Source organism: Micromonospora sp. M51 (genome assembly GCF_018070305.1).
GTDB lineage: Bacteria > Actinomycetota > Actinomycetes > Mycobacteriales > Micromonosporaceae > Micromonospora > Micromonospora parva.
Genome location: NZ_JAGPXZ010000706.1, coordinates 1 through 3147, shown reverse-complemented (window position 1 = coordinate 3147; position 3147 = coordinate 1). Strand labels below are relative to the sequence as shown.

Below are 3147 nucleotides of genomic sequence, written 5' to 3'. Positions count from 1 at the left end.
TGGAGCCCGTACGTGCTCGACGCCGGAGCGGGCGCCGAGGCCGGTGCCCCGGTCCTGTCGTCCTACGACGACCAGGGCAAGGGCCTCTCGGTCTCCAGCGCCCTCGCCGCCGCCGCGCAGGGTCACCCGCGTGGTGGCGCGAAGCTCGGCGCCGACCTGGATCTGAAGATCCCGGACAGCATCGCGAAGGGTAGCTACCGCACCACCCTGACGATCACCGCGCTGAGCAGCTGACCGAACAGTTCCATGGGCGGGGTAGGCACCTTCGGGTGTCTACCCCGCCACCCATTTGCCATCCGTCCAAGATCACCTCAAGGAACCGACATGTACCCGTCCGTCACGCGCTGGAAGACCAGGCCCACCGCACTCCTCCGTAGGACAGCACTGTCCCTGCTCGCCGTCGTCGCGGCAGTCGGCGTCGGTGCCGGCCCCGCCCGGGCGGCGGACGGCAACGCCGCCTGGACGGTCCGGACGGCGTCCAACGGTTACGGCGAGGCCCGGTCCAGCTACAGCTACAACGTCAACCCGGGTGGGGCCGTCGAGGACGCCATGGTCGTGGCCAACCGCGGCACGGCCCCGCTGACCCTCTCCGTGTACGCGGCCGACGGCTTCACCACCGACGCCGGCCAGCTCGACCTGCTCACCAAGGACAAGAAGTCCACAGCGGTCGGCGCCTGGGTGAAGCCGAACGCCGGCAGCGTCGTGATCCAGCCCGGAAAGACCGCCCAGGTCCCGTTCACGGTCAGCGTTCCGGAGAACGCCACGCCCGGGGACTACGTCGGCGGCATCCTCACCACCCTGACCCAGGCCGACCAGGCTGAGGGGATCAACGTCGACCGGCGCCTCGGTATCCGGATCAAGCTGCGGGTCGGCGGCGAGCTGAAGCCGAACCTCGCGATCGAGGACCTGCACGTGACGTACGCCGGACCGACCAACCCGTTCAGCAAGGGTGACGCCACCATCACCTACAAGGTCCACAACGTCGGCAACGCGGCCCTGTCGGGAAACCAGGCGGTGACCGTCTCCGGCCCGTTCGGCCTGCTGCGGGTCCGGGCCGATGACGTCGCCGCGCCGCCGGAGCTGCTCCCGGGTGAGAGCTGGAACGTGACGGTGCCCGTACACGGGGTGGCTCCGGTCATCTCGCTGGCCGCTACCGTGACCCTGACGCCGCTGCTCACCGATGCCTCGGGCTCCACCACCCCGCTCAAGCCGGTGCAGGCCACCGCGCACGGCTGGGCCCTGCCCTGGACGTTGGTGCTGGCCCTCGTCGTGCTGATCGCCGTGCTCGTCGGGGCGTACCTGTACCGGCGCCGCAACCGGGCGCTGAGCAAGGCGCGCGAGGACGCCCGCGTCCGCGACGCCGTCGAGCAGGCGCTTCGTGGCCCGGAGCCGCAGGCCTCCTGATCGCCGCAGCCGCCCCAAAAGGTTCGGCGAGCCTGCACGTTAGTCCTTGTGGGTGAACGGCCCTCAGCTCCGGAGCGCGCCCGTTCCCGAGCCGGCATGCTGCGACGGTGACGCCGGCACGGAGGGGGAATCCACATGGTTGACGGGGATGTGCCAGAGCGGATGCAGGCCGCGGCCTTCGACGAGTTCGGCGGGCCGGAGGTGATCACCCTGCGCAAGCTGCCGATCCCGCAGGTCGCCGACGACGAAGTGCTGATCAAGGTGTGGAGCGCCGGCGTCGGGGTGTGGGACGCGTACGAGCGGGAGGGGGTGCTGGTGCCGGAGGGCTCGGCACTGCCGATCGTGCCCGGCTCCGACGGTGCCGGAACCGTCATCGCGGCCGGCGGCACGGTGACCAGCCTGGCCGTGGGCGACCTGGTCTACGTCTCCGCCACCACCCGGCCCAAGGGCGGCCTCTACGCCGAGTACGCGTCGGTCAAGGCGGAGTACGCGGCGAAGGTGCCCGACGGTGTGCCGGCCGAGCACGCCGGTGCCATGCCCACCGACGCGCTGACCGCACTGGCCGGCCTCGACACCGTCAGCCTGTCGGCCGGCGACTGGTTGCTGATCTTCGGAGCGAGCGGCGGTCAGGGCCACCTGGCCGTGCAGTTGGCGAAGCGGCAGGGCCTCAACGTGATCGCCGTGGCGTCCGGGGCGGACGGCGTCGCGCTGGTGACCCGGCTCGGCGCCGACGTGTCGGTGGACGGTCACGGCGACATGACCGAGGTGCTGGCCCGGATCCGGGAGGCGGCACCGGGCGGGGTCAACGCCATCCTGGCGATGGCCGGCGGGCCGACGCTGGACCGGCTCACCGAGGCGCTGGCCGACGGCGGGGTGGTCGCGTACGCCCACGGGGTGCGGCCGGAGCCACAGGAACGTCCGGGCGTCACGGTCCGCGCGTACGACGGCGAATCGAACCCCCGACAGTTGCAACGCCTCAACGAACTCATCGAAGCGGGGCCGTTCGTGGTGCACGTCGCCGAGACGTTCCCCCTGGGCAAGGTGCGGGACGCGCACCAGCGCCTCCAGACCTCCTACGCCGGCAAGCTCCTGCTGACGGTGGCCTGAGAGGTCAGGGCGTGCGCTGTTGCGGCACGCGTACCGATGCCATGCCGGCCGCCGTCGCGGCCTGGATGCCCAGGTCGGTGTCCTCGAAGACCAGGCAAGCCTCCGGGGGTACGCCGAGCTGCCGCGCCGCGAGCAGGAACGCCTCCGGGTCGGGCTTGGCCCGGGTGTAGTCGTCGGCGCAGACCAGCACGTCGAACCGGTCCAGCAGGCCCAGCGCGTCCAGGGAGGCGGTGACCGACGCGCGGGTGCTGCCGGAGACCACGGCGAACGGAACCCGCCGGTGCGCGTCGTGGATGTGCGCCAGCACCTCCGGCACCGCGGCGAGCTGCGGCAACAACTCCTGGTAGTAGCCCTCCCGGCGCTCGACCACGGCAGCCACCGGCATGGCCAGACCCTGCTGCTCGTTCAGCTCGACGATGATGTCGGCGGTGGGCCGCCCACCCCACGCGTAGAAGAGGTCCTCCGGGAACTCGCAGCCCCACTCCGCGAGGGCCCGCTGCCAGGCCACGTAGTGCAGCGGCATCGAGTCGACGATGGTGCCGTCGCAGTCGAACAGGTACGCGGCGAACGGCCCGGGAGGCAGCGGCAGACTCACCCGGGGAAGGGTACAGCTCACCCGCTCGTGACAGCCTTCAG

3 protein-coding genes and 1 pseudogene are annotated in these 3147 nt (G+C 71.6%); 3 read left to right on the top strand and 1 reads right to left on the bottom strand.

Annotated elements, in window-relative coordinates; all coding sequences use genetic code 11:
• From KBX53_RS27440 to KBX53_RS27430, 3 genes and pseudogenes are all read left to right on the top strand, one after another.
• Window positions 1–234: pseudogene (locus tag KBX53_RS27440) on the top strand (metallophosphoesterase); the annotation flags it as partial.
• A 90-nt stretch (window positions 235–324) separates the two neighbouring features.
• Window positions 325–1404, top strand: coding sequence for a DUF916 domain-containing protein (locus tag KBX53_RS27435; protein ID WP_210862424.1), 1080 nt, complete (start codon window positions 325–327; stop codon window positions 1402–1404).
• A gap of 135 nt (window positions 1405–1539) precedes the next feature.
• Complete coding sequence (locus tag KBX53_RS27430) at window positions 1540–2511, top strand: NADP-dependent oxidoreductase (RefSeq protein WP_210862423.1); 972 nt, start codon at window positions 1540–1542, stop codon at window positions 2509–2511.
• Between the two features lie 4 nt (window positions 2512–2515).
• Here the strand turns inward: KBX53_RS27430 and KBX53_RS27425 are convergent, their stop codons facing one another.
• Window positions 2516–3106: an HAD family phosphatase gene (locus KBX53_RS27425; protein WP_210862422.1), complete on the bottom strand. Its 591-nt coding sequence runs from the start codon at window positions 3104–3106 to the stop codon at window positions 2516–2518.
• Window positions 3107–3147 lie beyond the last annotated feature (41 nt).

Excerpts from the sequence above, each read along its gene's own strand:
- KBX53_RS27435 (WP_210862424.1), top strand. The coding sequence starts at position 325 with ATGTACCCGTCCGTCACGCGCTGGAAGACCAGGCCCACCGCACTCCTC.
- KBX53_RS27430 (WP_210862423.1), top strand. The coding sequence starts at position 1,540 with ATGGTTGACGGGGATGTGCCAGAGCGGATGCAGGCCGCGGCCTTCGAC.